General features: G+C 29.1%; 25 protein-coding genes. 21 read left to right on the forward strand and 4 right to left on the reverse strand.

Translation table 11 applies throughout. The annotated features are described in order from the left end of the window. Window positions 1–10: 10 nt before the first annotated feature. Genes EK368_RS11080 through EK368_RS11090 form a run of 3 tightly spaced genes read left to right on the forward strand, consistent with a single transcriptional unit; the run spans window position 11 to window position 2,056 of the window. The gene (locus tag EK368_RS11080) at window positions 11–841 is read left to right on the forward strand and encodes an ATP-binding protein (protein ID WP_129599715.1); all 831 of its coding nucleotides are present in this window, start codon (window positions 11–13) and stop codon (window positions 839–841) included. Next, complete coding sequence (locus EK368_RS11085) at window positions 832–1,695, forward strand: ATP-binding protein (RefSeq protein WP_129599717.1); 864 nt, start codon at window positions 832–834, stop codon at window positions 1,693–1,695. Before EK368_RS11080 ends, EK368_RS11085 begins: the two co-directional genes overlap by 10 nt. 1 nt (window position 1,696) lies before the next feature. After that, on the forward strand, window positions 1,697–2,056 hold the full coding sequence (locus EK368_RS11090; protein WP_129599719.1) for a NifB/NifX family molybdenum-iron cluster-binding protein: 360 nt from the start codon (window positions 1,697–1,699) through the stop codon (window positions 2,054–2,056). 23 nt (window positions 2,057–2,079) lie between these two features. On the opposite strand, the gene EK368_RS11095 is transcribed toward EK368_RS11090, so the two are convergent. Next, on the reverse strand, window positions 2,080–3,159 hold the full coding sequence (locus tag EK368_RS11095; protein ID WP_129599721.1) for a YibE/F family protein: 1,080 nt from the start codon (window positions 3,157–3,159) through the stop codon (window positions 2,080–2,082). Window positions 3,160–3,419: 260 nt separating this feature from the next. Between EK368_RS11095 and EK368_RS11100 the strand changes: the two genes are divergently transcribed. Both EK368_RS11100 and EK368_RS11105 read left to right on the forward strand, forming a co-directional pair. Next, a complete protein-coding gene (locus EK368_RS11100; protein WP_129599723.1) occupies window positions 3,420–4,409 on the forward strand; it encodes a DUF3829 domain-containing protein in 990 nt (329 codons plus the stop codon). Between the two features lie 60 nt (window positions 4,410–4,469). Continuing rightward, window positions 4,470–5,471 carry a DUF3829 domain-containing protein gene (locus EK368_RS11105; protein WP_165000426.1) on the forward strand — a complete coding sequence of 334 codons (1,002 nt, stop codon included), beginning with the start codon at window positions 4,470–4,472 and terminating at the stop codon, window positions 5,469–5,471. Window positions 5,472–5,570: 99 nt separating this feature from the next. On the opposite strand, the gene EK368_RS11110 is transcribed toward EK368_RS11105, so the two are convergent. Beyond that, a complete protein-coding gene (locus EK368_RS11110; RefSeq protein WP_129599727.1) occupies window positions 5,571–6,455 on the reverse strand; it encodes a hypothetical protein in 885 nt (294 codons plus the stop codon). Between the two features lie 127 nt (window positions 6,456–6,582). Next, window positions 6,583–7,743, reverse strand: a complete 1,161-nt coding sequence (locus EK368_RS11115; RefSeq protein WP_129599729.1) for a L,D-transpeptidase family protein — start codon at window positions 7,741–7,743, stop codon at window positions 6,583–6,585. A gap of 349 nt (window positions 7,744–8,092) precedes the next feature. Between EK368_RS11115 and EK368_RS11120 the strand changes: the two genes are divergently transcribed. From EK368_RS11120 to EK368_RS11135, 4 genes are all read left to right on the forward strand, one after another. After that, window positions 8,093–8,266, forward strand: coding sequence for a zinc-ribbon domain-containing protein (locus EK368_RS11120; RefSeq protein WP_129599732.1), 174 nt, complete (start codon window positions 8,093–8,095; stop codon window positions 8,264–8,266). Window positions 8,267–8,597: 331 nt separating this feature from the next. Continuing rightward, entirely contained in the window at window positions 8,598–9,287 is a 690-nt protein-coding gene (locus tag EK368_RS11125) for a GntR family transcriptional regulator (RefSeq protein WP_129599734.1), read from the forward strand. A 103-nt stretch (window positions 9,288–9,390) separates the two neighbouring features. Next, complete coding sequence (locus tag EK368_RS11130) at window positions 9,391–10,989, forward strand: NAD(P)/FAD-dependent oxidoreductase (protein ID WP_129599736.1); 1,599 nt, start codon at window positions 9,391–9,393, stop codon at window positions 10,987–10,989. A gap of 97 nt (window positions 10,990–11,086) precedes the next feature. Next, a complete protein-coding gene (locus EK368_RS11135) occupies window positions 11,087–11,578 on the forward strand; it encodes a hypothetical protein (protein ID WP_129599738.1) in 492 nt (163 codons plus the stop codon). A 66-nt stretch (window positions 11,579–11,644) separates the two neighbouring features. Here the strand turns inward: EK368_RS11135 and spoIIID are convergent, their stop codons facing one another. Then, on the reverse strand, window positions 11,645–11,899 hold the full coding sequence (gene spoIIID, locus EK368_RS11140) for a sporulation transcriptional regulator SpoIIID (RefSeq protein ID WP_129599740.1): 255 nt from the start codon (window positions 11,897–11,899) through the stop codon (window positions 11,645–11,647). A 256-nt stretch (window positions 11,900–12,155) separates the two neighbouring features. Between spoIIID and mreB the strand changes: the two genes are divergently transcribed. From mreB to EK368_RS11200, 12 genes are all read left to right on the forward strand, one after another. Next, a complete protein-coding gene (gene mreB / locus EK368_RS11145) occupies window positions 12,156–13,187 on the forward strand; it encodes a rod shape-determining protein (RefSeq protein WP_129599742.1) in 1,032 nt (343 codons plus the stop codon). Window positions 13,188–13,506: 319 nt separating this feature from the next. Beyond that, a complete protein-coding gene (locus EK368_RS11150; RefSeq protein WP_129599744.1) occupies window positions 13,507–14,580 on the forward strand; it encodes a flagellar hook-basal body protein in 1,074 nt (357 codons plus the stop codon). Window positions 14,581–14,902: 322 nt separating this feature from the next. After that, window positions 14,903–15,694 carry a flagellar basal-body rod protein FlgG gene (gene flgG, locus EK368_RS11155; RefSeq protein WP_129599746.1) on the forward strand — a complete coding sequence of 264 codons (792 nt, stop codon included), beginning with the start codon at window positions 14,903–14,905 and terminating at the stop codon, window positions 15,692–15,694. 11 nt (window positions 15,695–15,705) lie between these two features. Continuing rightward, window positions 15,706–16,062 (forward strand): rod-binding protein, encoded by a 357-nt coding sequence (locus EK368_RS11160; protein WP_129599747.1) that lies wholly within the window; start codon window positions 15,706–15,708, stop codon window positions 16,060–16,062. A 212-nt stretch (window positions 16,063–16,274) separates the two neighbouring features. Further along, the gene (gene fabZ, locus EK368_RS11165) at window positions 16,275–16,703 is read left to right on the forward strand and encodes a 3-hydroxyacyl-ACP dehydratase FabZ (RefSeq protein ID WP_129599749.1); all 429 of its coding nucleotides are present in this window, start codon (window positions 16,275–16,277) and stop codon (window positions 16,701–16,703) included. Window positions 16,704–16,721: 18 nt separating this feature from the next. Beyond that, window positions 16,722–18,797: an O-antigen ligase family protein gene (locus tag EK368_RS11170; RefSeq protein ID WP_129599750.1), complete on the forward strand. Its 2,076-nt coding sequence runs from the start codon at window positions 16,722–16,724 to the stop codon at window positions 18,795–18,797. A gap of 65 nt (window positions 18,798–18,862) precedes the next feature. Further along, window positions 18,863–19,936 (forward strand): mannose-1-phosphate guanylyltransferase, encoded by a 1,074-nt coding sequence (locus tag EK368_RS11175; protein WP_129599752.1) that lies wholly within the window; start codon window positions 18,863–18,865, stop codon window positions 19,934–19,936. Between the two features lie 23 nt (window positions 19,937–19,959). Further along, window positions 19,960–20,976 carry a GDP-mannose 4,6-dehydratase gene (gene gmd, locus EK368_RS11180; protein WP_129599753.1) on the forward strand — a complete coding sequence of 339 codons (1,017 nt, stop codon included), beginning with the start codon at window positions 19,960–19,962 and terminating at the stop codon, window positions 20,974–20,976. 16 nt (window positions 20,977–20,992) lie between these two features. Beyond that, a complete protein-coding gene (locus tag EK368_RS11185) occupies window positions 20,993–21,931 on the forward strand; it encodes a GDP-mannose 4,6-dehydratase (RefSeq protein ID WP_129599754.1) in 939 nt (312 codons plus the stop codon). Window positions 21,932–21,943: 12 nt separating this feature from the next. Then, window positions 21,944–22,720 (forward strand): ABC transporter permease, encoded by a 777-nt coding sequence (locus EK368_RS11190; protein ID WP_341472793.1) that lies wholly within the window; start codon window positions 21,944–21,946, stop codon window positions 22,718–22,720. Window position 22,721: 1 nt separating this feature from the next. Beyond that, the gene (locus tag EK368_RS11195; RefSeq protein WP_129599756.1) at window positions 22,722–24,026 is read left to right on the forward strand and encodes an ABC transporter ATP-binding protein; all 1,305 of its coding nucleotides are present in this window, start codon (window positions 22,722–22,724) and stop codon (window positions 24,024–24,026) included. A gap of 2 nt (window positions 24,027–24,028) precedes the next feature. Further along, the coding region (locus EK368_RS11200; protein ID WP_202976474.1) for a hypothetical protein at window positions 24,029–24,469 on the forward strand (441 nt) is incomplete at its 3' end.

Below are 24,469 nucleotides of genomic sequence, written 5' to 3' on the forward strand. Positions count from 1 at the left end.
GGGTTGACATATGAAAATTGCAGTGCTTAGTGGAAAAGGTGGAACAGGAAAAACTACAGTTTCTGTAAATCTTGCCAAAGCTATGGGATGGAGTTATATAGATTGTGATGTAGAAGAGCCTAATGGTTTTATATTTTTAAAACCTAATATATCTAAAAAGATGGATGTAAGTATTTTAGTTCCTAAAATAGATGAACAAAAATGTATTCACTGTAATAAATGTGTGGATATATGTCAGTTTAATGCATTGGCAGGAACGAATAATGGAGTTTTGTTTTTTGAAAAATTGTGTCATGGATGTGGTGCATGTACACTTATATGTCCTGTGGGTGCGATAGAAGAAGTAGATCGAGTAATAGGAAAAATAGAAGTAGGAGAAGATGAAAATATATCTTGTATGAGAGGTATTTTAAATATAGGAGAACCTATGGCTACACCTATTATCAAACAGTTAAAAAAGTTGAATAAAGAAGAAGATACTATTATAGATTGTTCGCCTGGAAGTTCTTGTACAGTAGTATCTGCTATTGAAAAGATAGACTATGCCGTATTAGTAACAGAGCCTACAGAATTTGGACTTCATGATTTAAAAATTGCCATACAGCTTATGAGACAGATGAATATTCCTTTTGGAGTAATTATTAATAGAGGAGATCATAAAAAAGATTTAATTGATAGATACTGTGAAGGTGAAAATATCAATATTTTAGGGAAAATTCCTTTTGATAAAAAAGTAGCAGTATTATATTCAAAGGGAAAACTATTGATTGATGATTTGGTTTATGAAAGAAAGTTTAAAGAAATTGGTCAAAAAATCTGGGAGGTGGGCTCATGCAACTAGTTGTTATAAGTGGTAAAGGTGGAACAGGTAAAACTACTGTTGCAGCAGCCTTCTCTTATCTTAGCAAAGAAAGTGTAAAAGTAGATTGTGATGTAGATGCATCTAACCTTCATATTTTATTAAAAGGAAAAGATATTAAAGAAAACAATTTTATTGGAGCAAAACTAGCTCATATTGATGAAAATAAATGTGTACAATGTGGAGAATGTGAAAGTGTCTGTAGATTTGATGCTATTTCTAATTTTTCTATAGATCCACTAAAATGTGAAGGCTGTGCTGCTTGTAAGGTAGTATGTAAATATGATGCTATTTGTTTAGAAGATGAAGTGACAGGAAAAACTATGATTACAGATACAGATCATGGTATTTTATCTAGGGCAGAGATGATTGTAGGAGCAGAGGGATCTGGAAAATTAGTAACAGAAGTAAGAAAAAAAGCCATGGAATATAAAAAAAATGATGAATGGATTATACTAGATGGAACACCGGGAGTAGGATGTGCTGTAATGGCATCTATTACTGGATGTGATGCAGCTTTAATCGTAGTAGAACCATCTCAATCAGGATTTGAAGATTTTTTAAGAGTATATGAATTAACTAGATTTTTTGGAGTAAAAGCATATGTCTGTATCAATAAGTATGATATCAATGAAGAGATATCTGATGAAATAGAGAAATTTTGTAATGAAGAAAAAATTGATTTGATAGGGAAAATACCATTTGATCCTATGGTAAAAGAAGCTGTAAATCAGCTAAAACCAATCGTAAGTATAAGTATAAGTGGAAGTATAGCAGGAGAAGAGATTAAAAAAATATGGAATATATTCAATAAAAAATATAAGGAGGCGTTGTAAAATGAAAATTGCTATTGCGAAGGAAGGAAATTTTGTATCAGGTCATTTTGGACATTGTGAAGGATTTGAAGTATTTGATGTTGAGAATAAAGAAATAAAAGAAAGCAAATTCATCGAAAATCCAGGACATAGACCAGGTTTTTTACCAGTATTTTTAGCTGAAAAGGGAGTAAATGTAATTATTGCTGGGGGAATGGGTGCTACAGCACAAGATTTATTTAAAGAAAATAAGATTGAAGTAATTGTAGGGGTTGAGGGAACTCTTGAAGATGCAATAAATGCATATATAAATGGAAAGCTTCAATCCACAGGTAGTGTATGTACAGAGCATGAGCATGCAGGTGAATGTGAAGAACACTAGGCAGGAAAAATTTCCTGCCTTTTCTATGCTTTAATAGAAGCTATAAAAGAACTTAAAGGAATGGTTAAAATAAGTCCAATGCTACCACATAAGGAACGAAATATTTCTTCAGATATAAACTCCATATTGATAGCGTCTAAAAAAGGTACATTCATAGTAGTAAAAAAAAGAAACAAAGGCAAAGAGGTACCTGCATAGGCTAAGATTAATGTGTTTGCCATAGTGGACATAATATCTTTTCCAACGTTAATTCCAGATTTTAACAAAGAAGAAGATGAAGTTTTGGGATATCTCTCCTTCATTTCAAAAATAAAAGAAGTAATAGACATACTAATATCCATAACGGCTCCAATAGTACCTATAATGACTCCACTAAATAACAAACCACGACAATCTATAGATAAATCTGTATAGCCAATAAAGGTTTGTATGTATTCATCAGAGATACCCGTTAGAGCCATAAGATTTCCAAAATAAAAGGCAAATATACCTGACATAATGGTTCCACCTATGGTAGAGATAATGGCACAAAAGCTTTTTTTGTTAAAACCAATTATAATTATAAAGTTTATAAATATGGCGATAGAAGATGTGATGATGGCAGCTAATATAGGATTAACTTCATTTAGTATTAAAGGAATCAAGCAAAATATAATAGATAATAAAGTAAAAATAAGAGAAAAAGCTGCACGAATTCCCTTAAATCCTCCAAAAATGACTAATAAAATTAAAAAAGTTAGTCCTAATATTTTAAGAGAATCTCTTCGATCTACATCAAAAAAGTGAGCTTGAGTGATTTGTCCATCTGATAATTGCAAATTTATAATAACAGACATTCCCTTTTTTAATTCTACACTAGAAGCAGTTCCTTCTATGGGGATGTGTGTCAATGTAATGAGTTGATCCTTATAAGGATCTTTTTTTAATTTGGCTTCAATTGTATATATATTACCTCCATTTTGAGTAGATTGTTGGATTTGAGTGATGATGCCTGTAGTTCGAATTTGTGTTTGAGAATTTATATTATTTCCATAGCTAAAATTAAAGAAAATTAAAAATAGGAATACATAAGTAAAAATAAATACTTTACATATTTTTTTCATAAGTACCTCCTTAAAGCTTGTCTTTATAAATTTTTCATAAAGTAGACTTTTTATAAACTATATGCTTTAAAAATTTATTTATGAAAAAAGATATGAATTTTATGAGAACAAAGGTATTGACAATAGGTATATAATCTTATTACTAAAAAAGCCTTAAAAGATGTAGGTCGTAGGGTTTATTTTAAATAATATTACCAATATTTTTATTTCGAATATGATACAATTCAAATACAAAACTATAAGTATGGGAGAATTTGAGAATGAAAAAAATAATTTTTATGTTTTTGGTGGGGAGTTTAGTTTTATTGAGTGCATGTAAAGATCAACCAACAGATAAATCTTTAGAAAAATTATCAGAAGAAGAAAATTTATCTGTTGAAAAGTACAATGCTTATGTAGAGGTTAATAATTTCATGGAGCAGCGTTTTTATGAAGTTTTAGCTTATTATTACAAAGGATTTGGACTAGATAAAGATATTTATTCTACAAATGTAGGTAGTGTTGTTATTAGTTCTGTTTCAGGAACAGAGCTTGATATGTTTCTTAAAAATCTACAGGTTTATACGAAAGAGCCTACTATGAAAGAATTAGATGTGGCAGCAAAGGAGTTAGAACCAACTATAGTAGAACTTATTCATATATTAAGTGATGCTGAGTTTTATTATGATTCTAAAAATTATGTAGATGATAATTTTGAAGAGGGAAGAAAATTGCACACTCAAATTTGTGCTGGTTATGAAGATTATGAGATGAAGAAAGAAAAATTTACAAATGCCATGAAAAAATTATGTTATGAACAAACTCAAAAAGATATGCAAAATTATATTAAAAACAATGAGCATATAAAAGCCTGCTCTATTCGTTATATGTTAACAGCAGTTGAAATGTTTGATGAATTACAAAAGCAAAATATAAATCAGGAAAATATTCTTAGTATAGATCAAGAGAAATTTACAGATCAATATAATCATTTATTACAAGACATTAATAAACTTATAGATAGAGTAAATGATCCATCCAATCATGAAAAAACTCAATTTGAAAAAAACAATTTTAGGGATTTTATAGATTATGCACAAAAGACCAAGGCGTCTGCAGCAGATATTTTAAATAGCCTTAATAAAAAAGATTCATCTTTGGGTTCACCGGAGAAATTTTATAGCAATGTAAGAACCATGATTTATTATTATAATAGAGTAGTATATTTTTCAGATGATGTAAAAAATTTAAATTACTTCCCTACTAGATAGCTTGTAAGTGTTTTTAAAACACATAGCAATAAATTATTTATACATATGAAGGAGGAAAATATGCTAAAGAAAATAGTATTATTGGTTTTATGTTGTACAATGCTTAGTGCATGTAATAATGTTAAAGCTAAGGAAAATTCAAAAGAGACATCAAGTAAGGTAATAAAGAGTCAGGAACAGATGCGTATTGATAAAGAAAATGTCTATGTAGATTTGAATAATTTTATTACAGGACGTTATTTTACAGATATTATTGATAGGTATTTTATTATGTTTGGTACAGAAGAATTTGTAAAATCTAAAGGGGCACCTTTTGTCAATCCAGTTGTACAACATGAATTAGATTTGGTCGACAAAGCATTAAAATGTTCAAAAAAGGAGCCTAGAATAGAAGAACTTGACTCAGCTGTACAAGATTTGGCTCCTAAAATGAAAAAATTAATCAATGTAATGAATGAAGCTCATACATATTATAATCAAAAGGATTATGTAGATGATAATTATGAAAAAGGAGCTCAATATCATAATCAGATTGTAGATATATATTTTAATGAATTTGTTCCATCTCTTCAAGTATTCTTAGAGGGTATTGAACAAATGGGTGAGAAAAAAAGAAAAGAAGATATGAAAAATATGAAAGATCAGGATTTAATGATTCGATATTATATGCTAGATATATTATGTAAGGCTCAAGATGTTCAAAATGAAATATATAATCAAGGTATTGATTCTTCAAATATTTTGAAACTAAACATTGTTCCAGTTAAAGAAAAATACAAACTATTAATTGAATCTATTGGGAAATTAAAAGAATATGGAAAAGATAATACAAGATTAGAAAAGGAAAGGCTTGTTGCAGCACAAATAGAACAATATTTACAGAGCTCAGGAGCTGTAAAAGCTTCAATAACAGAAATTATTCAAAGGGTTGAAAAAAAGGAACCAGTAGATGCATTTGATATTCAGCATGGTTATCTAAAAACTGGATCAGGTACTCCAGAAAAACTAGATTCACAATTAGGAAGTTTAATTGATTATTATAATAGAACGATTACTAGATAATGTATGAAGTAAGAAAATCCCCTATAAGATATATTCTTATAGGGGATTTCTTATATAAACAATTATATATTTTATAAAAGAGTAGATGATTTTTAAGAATTAAGCTATAGCAGTAGAGGAAATAAAACTCTTTATCTCATCATAATTTACATCTATTAGATAGTTAAAATCTGTGTTTATTTCTAATTTATTTTTGGAATTGAATTCATAAAGTTCGAATTTAAGAGAAGCTTTTTTACAGCTATTACAATATATTAATGTACACAAAAAATGCTCTTCTTTTTCTAAAGACTCATCTAATGTAAATGGGCTGAGTAAAGTGTTTATAGATAAATCATTAGTATCTTGAGATGAATAACTTTCCAATTCTTCAAAAAATGCCAATCCATCACCTTTAGAAAAATTTAAAATTTCTTTTTCTTTTTTATATAGTTTACATGTGTGACAATAGGGATGATTCTTTTGAGATTTACCTGCTAGAAGACATCCTATAATAATTCCAAGAGTATCTATGATAGCAAATACCCAACCTACAGTTGGATTAGAGATATCTCCTATAGAACGAGCTTTATAACTAAATGAAATAGGTGTGTTTTCAATCATGTATTTTTTATAAGTAAAAAAATCAAGTTGTCCATAGTCTTCTGAATAATAATTACTTACATGATCACCATCTAGAGTATAGACAATTTCCATTGTTTGAGGATTGATACAAGTAAACATATAACTTGTATACTCTATTCCAAAAATACAAATAAGTGAAAGAATAAATCCAATGAAATAATGTCTACCAGTAATAAAGACATTTGATTTAAATAGTCCTTTATAGTAACCATATCCACAAATATAGCCTATAAGTAATGCACCGATAGGAATGATAAAAAAGATAGAAAAATGTAGCGCTTCAAATCCAGTAAAAAATAGAATCAATACAGGTAGTAAAATACTTACAATAAGTGATAATAGTCCTAAAAAAATACTCATAGATTCCCTCCTTGTGATATACATAAAATTAAATTTCTTGAAAATTATACTGATAAATATATATATTGTAAAGTTAAAGGAGAGAATATGGGAAAATGTACCTAGGACCGTTATTGTCCCTGATTTTTTAATTTACATATACGGTCGTATCATCTTTGATATGATCATACATCCACTTAGCATCATCTAGACTAAGACGAACACATCCATGTGAAAGAGATTTACCTAGTCTTGAATCTACAATATTTTTTCCATTAGCATCAAACAAGATAGAATGAAAATAATAATCTTTAAAGAATCTAACCTTGTATTTTGCCTTTACTTTTCCATTATAAGAAGTAAGCCATGGGCCTCTACCACAAATTTCAAAAATTCCTTTTACAGTTGGATTAGATGATTTTCCAGTTGTACAGGGCATTGTTTTAATAAGATTCCAATTTTCATTTTGTCTTTCGAAAATATACGTTATATTTTTATTTGTATCAACCCATATATAATGATTTGTTTTACTACTAAAGTCTTTTTCATTGATTATTGCTTCTAATTTTTCTTTTTCAGAAACAACATTTTTATATATGATAATGTCTTGTGAATACTCACTTATACAATTTTCATACACATCCTTAACATATACAATTGCCTTATATACTCCAGAATCATTTGGAGTATATTGAATGCTATTATTTTTACTTAGCAATCCATCCCATACTACATTTGAATCTTTAAATATGTACCAATGATAAACCAAATCTTCTCCTTGTGCTGAAACAGAAAAATTAAGGGGAGTATGTATAAGCTGGTTACCAGATTTATCTACATCTACAGAATTGATTTTCAGAGGACGAATAATATTAATTTCTTCTGATAATTTACTTATAGTCATTCCATTATCATCTTGAATTGTTACAACTACCTGGTAGCTGCCTAATTCATTCATATCAAAATACAAAAAATTTTCTTTACTATATTGCTTTTTATATATTTGATCAAAGTTTTTAAATACAGTCCATTCATAATTCAAATTTTGACCTTCAGAAATAGTTGCAAATCTAAAAGTAGTTCCAATTACCTCAATATTACTTTTATCCATTGTAATTGCAGATATTTTGGGTAAAAACTCATCTGTAACTTGTAAATTTTCAATTAAATTATTAGTTTGAGATTCTTCAATAATACCTAAATCCTTATTTTGTGCATAGATTTCATTAGATGATAAAATGTGTGCTTGAAGTAAAATTAAAATAAAAATTAGTAAAACATAAATAAGACATTTAAGATTACGCAACATAGTCACACCCCATATTTCTATAATTTATGTACAAAGTAAATATATGTATTGCATATAAACTATATGATAGAAATTTTATAATATAATAGGATATGCTTTGATTTATACTAGAATAAGGAACTTCTAAAGAAAAAAATAAAGAATTGAAACAATATTTTGAATTTGCATAATAATATTATTTGTTTTAACTATTGTAATATATATTCAAAAGTGATAGAATAAATTTAATTCTATGAAGTCATATAAAACTTTAGAATTAGATTTAATATGGTTAACAACATCTCCTCTTTTAAGAAGATAATGTAAATCAATTTTAAATCTTAATCCATTGAAAAGGAGGAGTGTTGAAATGGCAGATAAGACTTTAGTTTGTAAAGATTGTGGAAAAGATTTTGTATTCACACAAGGTGAGCAAGATTTCTATAAAGAAAAAGGTTTTGATAATGAACCACAAAGATGTACTGAATGTAGACAAGCAAAAAAACAACAAAGAAATAACAACAACAGAGGATTTAGAAGATAATTTTGTATGTAAACTCCCTATAGGATATATTCCAGTAGGGTTTTTTTATTTTATAAGAATTTATATAAATGGACCATTAAAATGATTGATATATAGTCATAGAATCAGAATTTTAAATACCAAATTTCATACTATTTGTGATAAAATACTATTAAATATTATATGGATTTTTCAATAATAGGTGTCGTTAGATTTAAATGCTTATTTTTAAATAATAAAAAAATCTAACAAAAATTTCTATAGGATGACCATAAAAAGAGTAGATAAATTTTATAAAATGCACATATTTATATAGAGTATATTTAAAAATAAGAAAATGAAGGTGAAATAGATGAATATAAAAATTAAACCTAGAAATCCTGTAGAATCTACAAGAGTATATGTGTATAATATTTTACATGATAATATTATCAATCTTTATTTAAAACCAGGATATAGTATTTCTGAGAAAGAGATAGCAGATTTATTAAATGTAAGTAGAACTCCTGTAAGAGAAGCTTTTATACAGCTTTCTCAAGAAGATTTAATAGAAACCTATCCACAAAAGGGAACTTATGTATCTTTAATTGATCTTGAATTAGTAGAGCAATCAAGATTTATGAGAGAAGTATTAGAAAGTGCTATAGCTCAATTGGCGGCAAAAGAATTTCCAAAAGAACTATTATTTGACTTACAATCAAATCTAAATATGCAAAATTTCTGTATTCAAGAAAACAATTATCCACAAATGATGAAATATGATGATGAATTTCATAAGATATTATTTAAAGGAACAAAAAAAGAAAGAGTATGGGAAAGTATACAAATGATTAGTGCTCAATTAAATAGATTAAGAACTTTAAGATTAGCGGCTACTCCTATAGATATATGGGAGATGACTTACAAAGAGCATTGCATGATTTTTAAAGCGATTCAAGAAAAAAATATAGATTTAGCAAAAGAAACTATGAAACAACATTTGACTACAGTAATATATTATAAAATAGAACTACAACAAAAATATCCAGAATATTTTAAGTGAAAACAAGAATCCTCTATACTTATAGAATGGAGGACTCTTGTTTTTTTTGAAGCTAAATGTGGTATAATATCTTTTACTTAGCTTAAAAGAAAGGGAGAATATAATGATTCGTGTCAATGAGATAAAATTAGCACTAGATGAAGATTTAAGTATATTAGATGATAAAATTTGTAAAAAATTAAAAATTAAAAAAGAAGATATAATAGCTTATAAAATTTTTAGAGAATCTATAGATGCTAGAAAAGGAACCATTACACTTGTATATATCATAGATGTTGAATTAAAAAATGAAAAAAATATTTTAAAAAAGAATAAAAATATTCAAAAAAGTCCCGATCTGTCCTATCACTTTGTAAAATCAGGAAGTAAAAATCTAATTCATAGACCTATTATTATAGGAACAGGGCCTGCTGGACTATTTGCAGGTCTTATTTTAGCGCAAAGAGGATATAAGCCTATTTTACTTGAAAGAGGACAAGATGTAGATACAAGAACAAAAGATATAGAAAAGTTTTGGAAAGAGGGGGGTCTTAATACATCTTCAAATGTACAATTTGGAGAAGGAGGAGCAGGAACTTTTTCAGATGGTAAGTTAACTACTAGAATAAAGGATATAATAAGATGTAGAAAAGTGCTAGATGAATTTGTAGAAAATGGAGCACCAAAAGAAATATTATATTCTTATAAACCTCATATTGGTACAGATTTATTAAAAATAGTAGTAAAAAATATTAGAAAAAGAATACAAGATTTAGGTGGAGAAGTAAGATTTAATAGTTGTGTTACAGATTTTAATATAAGAAATGGGAAAATAACTAGTTTGCAAATTAATAAAGAAGAAATTATTAACGCAGAGGAAGTTATATTAGCTATTGGACATAGTGCAAGAGATACTTATGAAAAATTATATGAAAGAGAAGTTTTGATGATACAAAAACCTTTTTCGATAGGAGTACGAATAGAACATTCTCAAGGACTAATTAATTATTCTCAATATAAGCAGTTTGCAGAACATAAAAGATTAGGAGCCGCTGATTATAGACTGACATATCAAACCAAAGAAAAAAGAGCAGTATATACATTTTGCATGTGCCCAGGAGGATTTGTAGTAGGAGCAGCTTCGGAAGAGAAAATGGTAGTTACAAATGGCATGAGTGAGTACGAAAGAAATCAAGAAAATGCCAATAGTGCTCTTTTGGTACAAGTCAATACGCAAGATTTTGAAGATGAACATCCATTAGCAGGGATTGCTTTTCAAAGAAAGTGGGAGAAAAAAGCATTCGAATTAGGAGGGAAAAATTTTCATGCCCCTATTCAACTTGTAGGAGATTTTTTAAAGAATAGACCCTCAACAAAACTAGGAGAAATAAAGCCCTCTTATCTTCCAGGAATTACATTGACTAGTTTAGATCAATGTCTTCCTAAATTTGTAATAGAAGCTATGAAAGAAGCCATTCCTCAAATGGATAAAAAATTAAATGGATTTGCAAAAGAAGATGCTATCTTAACAGGTGTAGAAACAAGAAGTTCGGCCCCCGTGAGAATACAAAGAAAGACGGATGAAATGGAGTGTGTGAACGTAGAGGGTTTGTATCCAGTAGGAGAAGGAGCAGGATATGCAGGAGGAATTATTTCTGCTGCAGTAGATGGAATAAAAGCAGCGGAAATGATTGTAAAAAAATATAAACCAATCAATGAATAGTCAGCATTTGCTGGCTATTTTTTGTAACAATTGAAAAGAGAAGTGAATATGATAATAATGGAATGATAAAAATATTTGTCTTGAGAGGAGGGGTATTTTGGAAGAGATGAATACAGACATAGAGGTAAAAAAGGATCGGACAGGGTCAATAGGATGGGAGGATATTATTCCTATTGTACTCTTTGGCTTCCTGACAAAACAAGAAAAAGAAACTGGAAATACTAATTTAAGTAAAGAACTAAAGACAGGATTAGAAAAGGCTGAAAACATAGTAAATCTTTTATATGATTTACATGATTATGTAGGAGAAGATGATACTTATTTGGCATTAGAAATGATAAAGAGTAGACCATTTGAAGTTTTACAAGTGATTAGACCCCATATTCATGGGAAAGGGAGACATAAAATTGATCAAGCATTAGCAGTACATGATCAAATAAATAGATTACAAAAAAATTCTTCTCAAAATACAATTGAAAAATTTGAACAAGTTACTAATATTTTAGAAATTTTGGAGATAGAAAAAGGACATGAAATAAAGAAAATGCTTAATAAAACAAAACACATTATGAATATTTTAAAACAGTAAAAACTTCTGATGAAAACATCAGAAGTTTTTACTGTTTTAAGGATCGTGATTAAGTAGTCAATAAAATTATTCATTGGTTATTTTGTATTTCATTCTAGTTGCTTTACCACCTCGTATATGTCTTTCTGATTTATTTTTATCTAATATGGTTTTTACCTGATGTGCTACTAGAGGGTTTATCTTAGGAAGGCGTTCAGTAACGTCCTTATGTACAGTACTCTTACTTACACCAAAAACTTTAGCAGTTTGGCGAACAGTAGCTTTTTCATTTATGATGTATTCAGCTATTTCCATTGCTCTCTCTTCTATATAATCTTTCAATTGTGGACCCCCCTTTAAGACCTTTGATACATAATATGCAGAGGCTATCTTTGATAGAACAGAAAATGATTTCCAAAATATGAATGAAAAATCTTTTAAAAAAATAAAAGGATTTATTCAATAGATATAGAATATAATTAAGTTGGTGCGACAAAATTATCTTTAATGAAACAAAGTTTTTACAACTTAAGGATGATATACAATGACAACGATAAGAAAATGAGAATTGATATAGTATGAATGGAAGGAGATTACTATGTTTGGATTAGGAATGGAAGTGGGGATTGACTTAGGTACAGCGAGTGTTTTAGTTTTTATAAAAGGGAAAGGGATTGTACTCAAAGAACCTTCAGTAGTAGCTATTGATAAAAATACAAACAAACTTTTGGCAGTAGGAGAAGAAGCAAGAAAAATGCTTGGAAGAACACCAGGAAATATTGTGGCTATAAGACCACTAAAGGATGGTGTTATTTCTGATTATGAAGTAACAGAAAGGATGCTTCGATATTTTATTCACAAAACTTGTGGAAATAAAAAACTGTTCAAACCTAAAATAATTGTTTGTGTACCAAGTGGAGTAACAGAAGTAGAAAAAAGAGCAGCTATTGAGGCTACAACAGAAGCTGGCGGGGGGATTACCTATCTTATTGAGGAGCCTATTGCAGCAGCTATTGGTGCGGGATTAGATATATCAAAGCCAGATGGAAATATGGTAGTGGATATTGGTGGAGGTACTGCAGATATAGCTGTGATTTCTTTAGGAGGAGTAGTAGCGAATAAATCCATCAAAAGTGCAGGAGATAAATTTGATCAAGCTATCGTACGTTATATGAGAAAAAAACATAATTTATTAATAGGAGAAAGAACAGCAGAAAATTTAAAAATGACTATTGGAACTGCTTATCCAAAGGCAAAGGTTCAAAGTATGGAGTGTAGAGGAAGAGATTTAGTATCAGGACTTCCTAGAACCCTTAAAGTAACTTCTGAGGAGATGTATTATGCACTTGAAGAGCCTGTTATGTCTATTGCAGATGCAGTCCATTCAGTTCTTGAGAGAACTCCACCAGAGCTTGCAGCAGATATTAGTGATAGAGGAATTGTAATGACTGGAGGAGGTTCACTTCTTGATGGACTCAATAAGCTGATAGAGGAAAGAACTGGTATACCTACTTATATTGCAGAAGATCCTATCGAGTGTGTAGCAAAAGGAACAGGAGCATCATTAGAATCTTTACAAGTCCTTGAAAAAAGTATGATGAGTAGTAAACAATTTAGAAGATCAAGATAAGTAAAATAAAATCCTATAAAATAATAAGCCTATACGTTACGTTTTGAGATTTTTATAATCTTACAAAACTTACTGATATAGGCTAAATTTATTTTAGTGGATTTTATTCTCGAAAATTTTTAATAATCGATTTGCAGTTTATGACTTTTTCAATATATATATACCTAAAACTATTAGCGTTTTTAGTAATTTTTATTTTTACAAAGAGATAAAATTATTGCTAATCAAATAATAATTATGATTAAAGTTTTAATAATGAAGTGTCGATACTATAAACAGAAAATCTATGTATATATGTAGTACATAAAGGAGTGAAAGAATGCTCAGAGGACTTTATACAGCAACTTCTGCTATGCAGACTAATGATAAAAAGCTAGATGTAATTACAAATAATATTGCAAATATTAACACCACAGGCTATAAAAAGGATGTGGTAGTAACTGAATCTTTTCCAGAAGTACTTATTAAAAAAGTAAACGGAAGCAATCCTTTTCAAAATCTAGATGTATTTGGAGGGGTTGAAGTAAAAGAAGAAAATGGAGCATATGAAATTAATACAAAAGGTGGATTTGTACGTGTTCAAACTCCACATGGTATAAGTCATGAAAAAAGTGTAAAATGTACGGTCAATGAGGACGGGTACCTAAGTACTTATACTCTAGATTATAATGGAAATAAAGATACGAAAGCAGGATATCTTATATTAGGAAATAGAGGACCTATCAAAGCAGAAAATGGAGCGTTACAAGTTAATGAACGTGGACAAGTAGTAGTAGGTGGTAATATAGTAGATGGTTTGATTAAAATGACGCCACCTGGAGTGATTGGTACTTTAAATGCTGGAGTAAAGTTAGATCAGCTTCAAATTAATTATGATCAAGGACAACTTTATGAAACTGAAAATAATTTGGATCTAGGCATTAAGGGGAAAGGCTTTTTTAAGATTGAGACACCTGATGGACTTAGATATACAAGATCAGGAAGTTTTGTATTAAATTCTGATCACCAATTAGTGACACAGGATGGACATGCTGTAGTAGGGAAAAATGGACCTATCCATATCAATGGAGGAAATGTTGTTATTGATGAAAATGGTAATATCATTGCAGATGGAGAGTTTGTGAATAAGCTTGATATCACAGATATTAAAAATATTAGAGAAATGAGAAAAGAAGGAATGAATCTTTATAAGCTTGCGGAAGATGCTGAAGCTGAAGAAATTCCATTTGAAGGGAAAATTCTTCAGGGATTTTTAGAAAAATCTAATGTAGATCCTATCAAAGAAATGGTAGAGATGATTGGTATTTTTAGAAATTATGAGTCTAGTCAAAAGGTAATTAAAGCTTATGATGATACTTTAGGAAAGGCTGTTAATGAAGTTGGGAAAGTATAGATTTTATATATTATGAAAATAAAAATACACTCATTCCAAAAAGAATTTTAAGAAAATCAAGCTTCGTTTCATAAAAAAATCCTAAACCTTCAAAACTCGCTTACGCTCAAACAGTTGAAGGCTATTAACGGATTTTTACATTCAACTTGCAGATTTTCTAGAAAAATTCTTTTAAGTCATTCGCTATATTTTTTATTTTCATAATAGAAAAACTAATACTTTAAAATAGGTTTTCTTGTAAAATCTATTATAAGTAACAGTCTATTTTTTAATAAATCTATGAAGTTTGATTGGAAGAATAAGATAAAATGGAGGTAAAAATATGAGAGCATTATGGACTGCTGCATCGGGAATGAAGGCACAACAATTAAATGTAGATACTATATCCAATAACTTAGCTAATGTGAATACAGTAGGGTTTAAAAAACAAAGAGTAGAGTTTCAAGACCTTTTGTATGAGCAATTGAGTAGCAAAAATATACAAGATGGAGAAGGTAGACCTGTGAATCTTGAAATTGGACATGGAGTTATGCCTATTGCTACCCTTCGTAGTTTTACAAAAGGAAATTTAGAACAAACAAATAGTCCTTTAGATTTAGCTATTGATGGAAATGGATTTTTTACAGTAAGAGATGAAAATGACAACTTGTTCTATACAAGAGATGGAAGCTTTAAACTAAGTGTAGAGGACAATGAAGCAAGAGTCGTTACCTCAGAAGGGTATTTTGTTCAATGTGATGCAGGAGATATAGAATTGGGAGAAGATGTAAAAGATATATCGATTTCACCTAATGGACTTATTACTGTAAAAAGAGAAGGAGAAGATGAGTGGGAAGAGATCGGACAAATCAACCTTGCCAAGTTTGCAAATCCTTCAGGATTAGAAGCTATAGGAGGAAATTTATACAAACAGACTAATGCATCAGGAGAAGCTGTAGAGGCTGAAGAGGGAGAAGGCGGAAACATCAAACAAGGCTTTTTAGAAACTTCTAATGTACAAGTAGTAGAAGAAATGGTAAAGCTGATTACAGCACAAAGGGCTTATGAAATTAATTCAAAATCTATTCAAACAGCAGATCAAATGTTAGAGCAAGCTAATAATTTAAGAAGATAAGGTGATCGAGTATGAATATTAATCCTATTTCTTCATACAACATGAATCAAGTTCAATCTCAAAAAACAAAAGTAGAAGAAAAATCCTTTGAAGAAACCTTCAAAAAAGCACAAGAAAATAAAGATGAAGAAAAATTAATGGATGTTTGTAGACAGTTTGAAGCTGTATTTGTAAACATGCTACTTAAAAATATGAGAAATACTATTCAAACAGATAGCTTTATACAAAAAAGCCATGGAAGAGAAATATTTGAAGGAATGTTAGATGAGCAATTATCTGAAGAAGTAGCAAAAGGAGAAGGTATGGGACTTGCCAAGCAAATGTATGCACAATTATCTAAATACAGTAAAAATAGTCATGAAGAATAATAAAGGAATTGATAAAAAAATGTAGAAGTAAGGAGAGTTAGGAAAAAACTAACTCTTTTTTGTTTCATAAGAAACGATAAAAATAAATAAGATATAGATTAGTTGAGAATGATATATATTTAAAAAATATTTATAAAATCATATCATTTGTTGAAACTCTTTGTATATTACTGTAAAATAAAAAAGAGACATATCGCAAAGGAGAGAAAAAAATGTTAAATAATATAGAAATACAAAATATTATCCCACATAGATATCCATTTTTATTAGTAGATAAAATTGTAGAAATGGAGCCAGGTCAAAGAGCAGTAGGAATCAAAAATGTAACTATTAATGAACCATTCTTTCAAGGTCATTTTCCAGGAAACCCTATCATGCCAGGAGTACTTATTGTAGAGGCTATGGCACAGGTAGGAGCAGTATCTGTTCTTTCTATGGAAGAAAATAAAGGAAAATTGGCAGTATTTACTGGAATTGATGATGCAAAATTTAGAAGACAAGTAATTCCTGGAGATACACTAAAAATTAAAGTAAATATGGTAAGTCTAAGACGTGGTATGGGAAAAGGAGAAGCTGTAGCTTATGTAGGAGATGAAATAGCTGCAAAAGCTACCATTAAATTTGCAGTAATTGAAAAATAGGGAAAAGAGGTTTAGATTATGAAAGCAAATGAGATTACGAAAGAAAAGATACCTTCTTATTTATTTTATCTTTTACTTATTTTATTGTTTTATCCACCTTTTTTTAGAGGATTGTTTTTTGAAAATGAATTAATGCCTACTCATATATTTACAGGAATTGTATTTTTTATGTATTTTGTAGCTACTAGAAAAATGGAGAAAACTCATCAATATTCTTTATTAGAAATAGGATTTATTAAATTAGTAGGAGTATATATTATATCTACCTTGATAGCAGTAAATACAAATTTAGCTATACAAGAAACTTTAAAATATATAGACTACTTATTGATTATTATTCTGTGTAAAAGAATTATAGATACAAAAGAAAAAATAATAATAGCTCTTACATCTTTGGTAACAGCAGGAGTTATTGTAGTATTTATTGGCATTGGAAGTGCACTTAATACTTTTGTATACAATGGAGCTTTTGTAGGTGGAATGATGAATTCTACTTTTCAATATCACAATACGTTTGGAGTATATTGTTTGGCTGTATTGTTTTTGGCATATACTCTTTATGAAGAATCAAAGATAAAGTATTTTATGAGTGGAGCATCGTTTTTATTATTTTTTGGATTTATATTCTCTTATTCTAGAGGAGCATGGATATTTTTACCCATAGTAGGGTTTGTTTACTATTTATTGGTTCCTATTTCCTATAAAAAGTCTTTTATCGGATTATTGATAGGAAATGTAGTAGCAATGAGTATAGTCATCAAACCATTTACAAGTACTATTGACAAACAAAGTGGATTAGGTTGGTTGTGGATTATAGTAGGTATGGGAATTTCTATGGGAATGACTTTATTGATAGAAAAATTATTCCAAAAAATAAATTTAAAAGATAGTATATATAATATTATTCTTCCTATAGTAGGAGTGATGCTTCCCATCATAGGAATATTATCTGAAAATATATGGCTAAGATTTTTACCAGAAACGTTAGCTACTAGAATGAGTAGTATTAGCTTAGGAACGGAAACCGTTACAGAAAGAACTGTATTTTATCAAGATGCATTTAAAATGATTAGAGACTATCCTCTATTCGGAACAGGTGGAGGAGGATGGAGTAGTTTATACAAGATGTATCAAACTTATGCTTATAATTCAGCACAAGCCCATAGTTATTATATGCAGCTTTGGATTGAAGTAGGAACTATAGGAATGCTTATTTTTACAGGAACTTTATGTATTTATCTATACAATTTCATAAAAGGATATAGACAAATACAAGATGAAGCTTCAAAAGCATTATTTGTAACTTTATCTGCAGCAGTTATTACAATACTAGGACATAGTGCGATAGATTTTAATTTAGCATTATCTGCTATGGCTATTTTATTATGGAGTTTAGTAGGAATACAGCTTTCAATGATAAAAGATTTAAAAGAAATAGATGTTAAAATAGGATCAAAACTAACTTATGTAGTAGTAGGACTTTGTATAGTATTTACTTTTACAGCTACTATGAATCATATGGCATTACAAAGTGTTCGTAGTGGGATGATTGCTATAAGAAATAATGATATTTATAGAGGTCAACAAGATATTAAAAAATCTACAAAATTTAATCCATTCGAACCTAAAAATAAAATAGACTATGCCAATATTACAAATAGTATTGCACAGCAAACAAAGAATAAAGAGTTACAACAAGAATCTATACAGGTTATGGATGAGGTAGTATCATTAGCACCTTATAATGATAGAATCTTAAAAAACGCAACACAATTTTACTTTAAAAATATAGAAATTGAAAAAGGATTAAATACACTCAAAAATTTAGAAAAATATCACCCTCTAAGTAGCCTAACCTATGAAACAAAAACTACTGCATATGTTATTTTAGCAGATGCCTATATAAGCAGTGGAGATGTTAAAAAAGCAGAACCATTATTAAAAGAAGTGTTGACAATTGAAGATAAAATAAATCAATTAAATGAAGATATTAAGGGTAAAGTGAAAATGACTAGTATGGTAAGATTTGTGGAAGTTACACCAATAATAACAGAAAATATAGAAAAGGCTAAGGGAATGATTGAAGGGTTATAATAGATTTTATAAAGAATAAAAATAGAATTTATGATTTGAATATAATATTAAAGGGGCTGACATTAATGATTACAGCAGTTATAATGGCTGGAGGAAAGGGAGAAAGATTTTGGCCTAGAAGTAGAAAAAGTCTTCCTAAACAGTTAATTAGTTTAACTGGAGAAAAAACAATGATTCAAGAAACTGTGGATAGATTAAAAGGTTTTATAGAAGAAGAAAATATTTATATTGCTACAGGAGAGGAATACGAAGAAATAATCAAACAACAATTACCCCAAGTACCAAAAGAAAATATTATTGTAGAGCCTATGGGTAAAAATACTGCTGCATGTATAGGATTAGCAGCAAAATACATAGAAAGAAAAAATCCTAATGCAACTATGATTGTTCTTCCATCAGATCATTTGATAAAAAATGTAGGGCATTTTAAAAACACATTATTATGGGCAGCGAGAGTAGCAGAAAATGATGATAATTTAGTTACGCTTGGAATTACACCAACACATCCAGAAACAGGATATGGATATATAAATTTTGAAAGTAATACAGAACTACCTTATTGTAGTAATGCTTATAAAGTAAAAGGATTTGTTGAAAAGCCAGATAAACACACAGCTATGAAGTACTTAGAAAGTGGAGAATATTTGTGGAATAGTGGAATGTTTATTTGGAAAGTATCTACTATACTTAATAATATACAAAAGCATATGCCAAAACTTGACCAAGTATTAAATGAAATTTCACATAATTTTGACACACAGTTTTTTGAAAAAATATTATATGATGAGTATTCAAAATTAGAGAGCATATCTATAGATTATGGAATCATGGAGAAAGCTGATAATATTTATGTACTACCATGTATTTTTGGATGGGATGATGTTGGAAGCTGGACTGCATTAGAAAGAATAAATGAAAAAGATGATTATGGGAATATTATTAAAGGGAATATTGTTCATTTAGATACAAAACAATGTATTATAGAAGGAAATGAAAAATTGATTGCAACTATTGGTATAGAAGACTTAATTATAGTAGATACAGAAGATGCTATGCTTATATGTTCGAAAGAAAAAGCTCAAGAAGTAAAAGTTTTACTGAAAGAATTAAAAGAGAGAAAAGCTGAAAAGTACTTATAAGATATAAAGGGAGGTATTTTAAAATGAAAAAAGCACTTATCACAGGAATTAATGGACAAGACGGATCGTACTTAGCAGAGTTATTATTAGAAAAAGGATACAAAGTATATGGACTAATGAGAAGAAAAAGCAAGGTAGACTTTGGAAATGTTAAACATTTAAAAAATGATATAGAAATTATTTACGGAGATATGACAGATCCTATTTCACTAATCAATGCTATGAAAATATCGCAAGCTGATGAAGTGTATAACTTAGCTGCACAATCTTTTGTGGCTACATCATGGGAGCAGCCTATTGCAACAGCAGAAATTGATGGAATTGGTGTTACAAACATGCTCGAAGCAATACGGACTATAAAACCAGAAGCAAGATTTTATCAAGCATCTACAAGCGAAATGTTTGGGTTAGTTCAAGAAATACCTCAAAAGGAAACAACACCTTTTTATCCAAGAAGCCCATATGGAGTAGCAAAGCTTTATGGACATTGGATTACAAAAAATTATAGAGAAAGTTATGGTATGTTTGCATGCTCAGGGATACTATTTAATCATGAATCTGAAAGAAGAGGAAAAGAGTTTGTTACTAGAAAAATTACAGATGCAGTAGCTAGAATAAAATTAGGTCTACAAGATCCACTAGAACTTGGAAATATGGATGCAAAACGAGATTGGGGTCATGCAAAAGATTATGTAAAAGCTATGTGGTTGATGTTACAACAAGATGAGGCTGACGATTATGTTGTAGCTACTGGAGAAACTCATAAAGTAAGAGAATTTGTTGAACTTGCATTTAAACACGTAGGGATAGAAGTGCAGTGGCAAGGAGAAGGTGTAGACGAGATTGCTATAGATAAGGCAACAGGAAAAACAGTTGTATCAGTAAACCCTAAATTTTTTAGACCAGCTGAGGTAGATATATTACTTGGAAGTCCTAAAAAAGCAGAAGAAAAATTAGGATGGGAAAGAGAAATATCCTTTGAAGAATTAGTAAAGAGAATGATTCTTTCTGATTTAGAAAGAGTAAAAGAAGAAGCTTAATATTGGAGTGATTATTGTGAGAGCATTAATAACAGGTATAAATGGATTTGTAGGGAGATACTTAGCTGAGTATCTCCTTGCTAAAAATATAGAAGTGTATGGAACTTATTTTGGGGATATGAATGAAGATGAACTAAGTGAAGTAAATTTATTAAGAATGGATATCTCTAATCAATATGAAGTAGATAAAGTTATAAAAAAAATTCAACCAAACTATGTATTTCATTTGGCGGCACAAAGCTCAGCCTCTATATCATGGAAAGAACCTAAAAAAACAATAGAAGTAAATGTGAATGGGACATTGAATCTTTTAGAAAGTATCAGACAATTAGATAACAAATGTAGAATACTTTTAATAGGTTCTAGTGAAGAATATGGATTTGTAAACTTAGAAGATATACCAGTAAATGAAGAGCAAAGCTTAAAGCCAGGTAATCCTTATGCTGTAAGTAAAATAGCACAAAGTATGATTGGACAGGTTTATGCTAGAGCATATAATATGGATGTGATTATTGTAAAAGCTTTTAATCATATAGGTCCGAAGCAAAGTCCAACGTTTGTAGTTTCAGATTTCTCTAAAAGAATCGCTGAAATAGAAAAAGGAAAAATTCCGCCTGTATTAAAAGTAGGAAACTTAGAAGCAGAAAGAGATTTTACAGATGTAAGAGACATTGTAAGAGCATATTATGAAATAATTTTAAAAGGGAAAAAAGGTGAAGTTTACAATGTAGGATCTGGAAACAGTTATAAGATTCAAGAAATTTTAGATACGCTATTATCTTTAGCAAAGATAAATATAAAAGTAGAAAAAGATCCAAATAGAATGAGACCTTCAGATATTCCAATTATTCGATGTGATCATTCAAAGGTTATAGATATAACAGAATGGAAGCCTGAATACAAAATAGAGAAAACATTAAGTGATGTTTTAAATTACTGGCGACAAACAGTATAGAGGGAGATATGTATGATAACTGGTATTAAAGAATTATATGGATATAGAGAAATGCTAAGAAATTTAGTTAGAAAAGATTTAAGGACAAGGTATAAAGGGTCTTTTTTAGGTTTTTTGTGGACTTTTATTAATCCATTACTTCAGCTTATAGTATATACTATAGTTTTTTCAACAATTATGAGGACTAATATAGATAAATTTTATATGTATTTGTTTGTAGCATTAATACCTTGGATATTTTTTACAAGCTCTATACAAGGAGGAGCTACTAGTATAATAACTAATAAAGATTTAATAAAAAAAATATATTTTCCTAGGTTGATAATTCCTTTATCTGTTGTTAATGCAGCATTTATGAATATGTTATTTAGTATGGTAGTTGTATTTATTGTATTACTAATTAGTGGCATAGGACTAAGTAAATACATTTTATTATTGCCATTAGTTATGATATTAGAGTATCTATTTGTACTAGGATTATCATTTATGTTTTCAGCATTAAATGTTTATTTTAGAGATTTAGAACATATATTAGGAATTATTACAATGGTCTGGTTTTATCTTACTCCTATCGTGTATGGAGTTGATATGATACCTGAGAAATATTTAGGATTATTTTATCTAAATCCCATGACGAATATGGTTATTGCATATAGAGATATATTATATTATAAGAAGGTTCCTGATTTCTCTACATTTGGGAGTATATTTGCATGGAGTGTGATATTTATAGTACTAGGATATGTGGTTTTTCAAAATCTGCAAAAAAACTTTGTGGAGGAATTATAAAATGAATGTAATAGAAGTTAATAATGTTTACAAAAGCTTTAAAGTATATCATGATAAAGGTGGAACTTTAAAAGAAAAGGTTCTTTTTAAAAAGAGAAATAGATATGAAGAGAATCAAGTGCTAAAAGGAATAGATCTTAATATAAAAAAAGGGGAAGTAGTAGGACTAATAGGACAAAACGGTTGTGGTAAAAGTACTCTTTTGAAATTAATGACAAAAATTATTTATCCAGATAAAGGAACTATAGAAGTGAAAGGTAAAGTATCTAGTCTTTTAGAATTAGGAGCAGGCTTTCATCCAGATATGTCAGGTAGAGAGAATATATATACCAATGCCTCTATATTTGGATTAACAAAAAAAGAAATAGACAATAGAATAGAAAAAATAATAGACTTTTCTGAATTGGGAGAATTTGTAGACAATCCAGTGAGAACTTATTCATCGGGTATGTATATGAGGCTTGCGTTCTCAGTGGCTATTAATGTAGATGCAGAAATACTTTTGATAGACGAAATCTTAGCTGTAGGAGATTCTAATTTTCAACAAAAGTGTTTTGAACGTCTAAGAGAATTAAAACAGAAAGGTATTACTATCGTAATCGTTACGCATGATACCGGAACTATTGAAAGATTTTGCTCAAGAGCTATATGGCTAGATAAAGGTTTATTACAATCTGATGGGAAAGTATCCATAGTCGTAGATGATTACCTAAGATATATGAATTTAAAGAGAATAGATTCGATAGAAAAAAATCATATAGAAGAATCAAGAGAACCAGAAAATTTAGAAACGAATAAAAAAGAAAATCATAGTATTGCACAGAATGAAATAGTAGAAAAAGAAGATGTAAATAATATAAACTATAGTGATAACCGGTTCGGATTAAAGCATATAGAAATTACAAAAGCTATTATAAAAAATACTGAAAAAGAAGAGACAAGAGTCTTAAAAGGTGGAGAAGAAGTAGAAATAGAGATACATTATAAAGTAAATAAACCTCTAGAAGAATATGTGTTTGGAATAGGGTTCTATACATTAGAAGGTTTGTGTATATATGGTTCTAATACTCAATTAGATCGATTAAAAATTAAACATACTGATAACAAAGGGGTTGTAAGATATAAAATTGATAGATTACCACTATTAACAGGCATATATGGATTGAATATAGCAGTAGTTGATGAAAATGGGACACCTATGGATTTTATTCGTAACTATTGCAATTTTAATGTAGTATCAAATGATCGTTCAGTAGGTTTGATATCGGTAAAGCATAAGTGGATCATAACGGATGGAGGTAAGTGATATTGAGTAGTCAAAAATTTAGTAGTGTAGCACATGAAGTCATTTATGAAAAATTAATAAAACTCCATACTATTTCTAATAATTTAAATTTAAATACTAAAAGTAACAATAACAATCAAAAAAATAAAAATGATTATGCTAAACAAGCTACTATATATTTTGAAATAATGAAAAAGGAAAAAGATGTAGTAGCACATAGAATTATAACTTCTCATAGAGAATATATAGGTAAATTAATAGTATTTGGTAAAAAAGTGGCTAGAAAATTATTAAAATGGTATATAAATCCTATTACAGAACAACAAACAAGGTTTAATAATGCTACAGTCAATACAGTTCAAACATTAATAGAAGATATAAAAAGTTTAAGATTAAATGATGAGAATGAAATAAGTAAGATAACTAAGTTAGAGAATGAAATAAGTAAGATAACTAAGTTAGAG

The sequence above is a fragment of the Anaerophilus nitritigenes genome (assembly GCF_004138215.1).
In the GTDB taxonomy this organism is placed as follows: domain Bacteria; phylum Bacillota; class Clostridia; order Peptostreptococcales; family Thermotaleaceae; genus Anaerophilus; species Anaerophilus nitritogenes.